The sequence below is a fragment of the Chitinophaga sp. genome, from assembly GCF_036566945.1.
Taxonomy (GTDB): Bacteria; Bacteroidota; Bacteroidia; order Chitinophagales; family Chitinophagaceae; genus Chitinophaga.
In genome coordinates, this window is record NZ_DATCVJ010000597.1 from 1 (window position 1) to 2,429 (window position 2,429).

Consider the following 2,429-nt stretch of genomic DNA (forward strand, 5'->3'; position numbering starts at 1 on the left):
GTGGAAAATTTTGACAACATGGCAGCCTGCCCCATATATTTATTGATGTCAGCAACCGCCAATAACGCATAGGGGAATCTAATGATCGCGATTATCCTCCTGGTCCTCCGGGTAATCACCCTGGGTATTACGAACCAGGAAGCTAGCGCGATCGTCGTTATCCCTGCGATGCCTAACTATGCGCCGGTTATTGACGCTTCCGAGTGCATGTGTGATGAGTGCTACTCCGAAGACTGCTTTACCGAAGCCCTTGTCGAGTTCGATGCGATCTTTAACGCGGTTGAGTTTAAGCGCGCCAAGAATGGGCGCAGCATGGTCAAGGGTATTCACTCGTCGAGCTTCAAGTTCGTTAAGAAGGGCTGAACTAATGGCATGGGTAATGGGTGAGGGCAATATGTTCGAGGTTTCTTCTTCGGACGCCGTCAAGATTAAGCGGGACTTCCCGCAGGCACTTGTCTTCAATAACTACGCCGAGGTGCGTAGCTACTGGGCCAATCTTGAGAAGGAAGACTTGGCCGCTAAGCGCACTGCACTCATCTACGGATAAGGGAGCAGCATAATGCGTGAACTACTGGACGCGCTCGACGAACTCACCCGTCGGTATTACTCCAGCGATATTGAAGTGGAGGACTATGTAGCAGAGGTAAACATGATCACTGATCAACTCCGACGCTACCAATAGTTTCTCGGCTACAGGGGATGGGCGCAGCTCCTAATTAATGGGGCTGCGCCCAATATTCCGGCCACTGGAAAAACGAGTGGAATTCTTGCCAGTCGGCCGATATCCCGTAATGTTGTCCATGTCAGCGCGACGCGGTCCTAACCCGCCCGGCTGAGACAAATTCAATAGGGTGCGCCGATAGTTAGTCCTGGCTTTTGATTTGGTGTTCTGGCCTAGCGAATATTCCCGCTAGTTAGACGCGGCAGCCAAATAAAGCGTAAGACCCGGACGACTTTGGTTATTTCGCGATAGGCAGTTTCTAGCCATTTAGTCGCGATAAACACGAGAGCTTAATCCGACGGTTTATTAGTCGGGAACTTTTAATAGGGCCGAAACTAATATGGCTCTAGGCAGGCGTGAATTTCCTCTCCCTGCGCCAGACACGTTATTACTGGGGAATACCTGAAAACGAATTAACGAGAAAACGGGTTTCCTGGTTTAGCGCGGTCAGTGCATATCGGATAAGTACGAACCGCCTAGGCGTAATTATTAGCTGCGCGTCTATTTATCCCTTACGCCAATATCCGGGTATACGGGTATGAGTGGTGGAAGTCTTCAAAAGCTTTCATCACACGAGGGCTAGGTGACCCATTCCAAACTCACCTAATCTCGTTCCTAGGCACAGCCATGCCAACCAGCAATTCATGGTAGGCTTATGCCTAGTAAGCCATCGACACAGAGTGAGGTCTAGCAATGACTGAGAACACGACTCCCGCCACTGAGACTGTCCTTACGGACGAGCAGAAGACAGAGATCTTTAACTCTCTGCCTGCTGAGTTTCAGCAGACTGTCGTAGAGGTCAATGGGGAGATCGACGAGCACAACAAGAACGTAGCCAAGATTATCTCTGCCGAAGCTAAGGACCCGAAGCTTATTAAGGCTGAGATTTTCGAGCAGTCTAAGGACAAGGTTATTTCTCGCCTGCGTTCTGAGGAACTGGCACTTCTGGCACAGGTTGAAGAACTGCGTAAGCAGGGATACGCCCACATTGAGAAGTCCGGACTTATGCCGGAAGAGCTTAATGAAGAGCAGCTGGCTAAGCTTAAGTCTGACGTGGCTGAGAGCGGTAAGTCCATTAAGGACAAGGTTGCTGCGTTTATTCAGATCGAGAACATGATGCCCACGTTTAAGGGCAAGATCTCTGTTCTTCTGGCCGAGGTTAAGAACCGTCGGGGTGTTGCAAAGACTGGCGGTACTTCTTCTCAGGAGGGCACTAAGCGACCCCGCTTTGCCCGCATCACTATCAACGACGTTACCCAGGACGAGAAGGGTAACAAGGTATTCGGCATGGTTAATGGTGAAGAGAAGTACACCTTTACCTTTGCCTCTCAGTACCTGAAGAAGCAGCACAAGGGTATTAAGTGGTCCCCGAAGGACCTTCAGGATGCTTACTACGCTTCTGTTCCGGACGCCGATAACGTCCCGGAGAAGCACACGTTTGAAATGCCCTACACCTTTAAGGATGGGGCCGGTAACGACCAGACCATTGTCTTTAAGATTGGTACGGTCAAGGCGTAACTAACCCCACCTTCAATAGGTGGCTAGCCTCACTCAGACTAACCCCCGTTAGTCAGTCCCGATAAGGGATTGATTAACGGGGGTTTTTCTATGCCCTGATTTAGTCGGCCCATTAGTTGGGCCTACACGCATATTAATTAGAAAGCCTAAACAAAATTACCCAGGCGACGCAGTTGCATGGAAATTCTGG

General features: G+C 50.1%; 4 protein-coding genes. All 4 read left to right on the forward strand.

What is annotated here, in order from left to right; translation table 11 throughout:
* Positions 1 to 81: 81 nt before the first annotated feature.
* A complete protein-coding gene (locus VIP81_RS18160; RefSeq protein ID WP_331964109.1) occupies positions 82 to 363 on the forward strand; it encodes a hypothetical protein in 282 nt (93 codons plus the stop codon).
* 16 nt (positions 364 to 379) lie between these two features.
* Positions 380 to 547, forward strand: a complete 168-nt coding sequence (locus VIP81_RS18165) for a hypothetical protein (protein WP_331964112.1) — start codon at positions 380 to 382, stop codon at positions 545 to 547.
* 12 nt (positions 548 to 559) lie between these two features.
* A complete protein-coding gene (locus tag VIP81_RS18170; RefSeq protein WP_331964115.1) occupies positions 560 to 682 on the forward strand; it encodes a hypothetical protein in 123 nt (40 codons plus the stop codon).
* Positions 683 to 1,414: 732 nt separating this feature from the next.
* Positions 1,415 to 2,239, forward strand: coding sequence for a hypothetical protein (locus VIP81_RS18175; RefSeq protein ID WP_331964118.1), 825 nt, complete (start codon positions 1,415 to 1,417; stop codon positions 2,237 to 2,239).
* Positions 2,240 to 2,429 lie beyond the last annotated feature (190 nt).

Bases quoted from the DNA above. Each gene is read 5' to 3' on its own strand.
- VIP81_RS18175 (WP_331964118.1), top strand. From the start codon at position 1,415: ATGACTGAGAACACGACTCCCGCCACTGAGACTGTCCTTACGGACGAG.
- VIP81_RS18170 (WP_331964115.1), top strand. From the start codon at position 560: ATGCGTGAACTACTGGACGCGCTCGACGAACTCACCCGTCGGTATTAC.
- VIP81_RS18165 (WP_331964112.1), top strand. From the start codon at position 380: ATGGGTGAGGGCAATATGTTCGAGGTTTCTTCTTCGGACGCCGTCAAG.
- VIP81_RS18160 (WP_331964109.1), top strand. From the start codon at position 82: ATGATCGCGATTATCCTCCTGGTCCTCCGGGTAATCACCCTGGGTATT.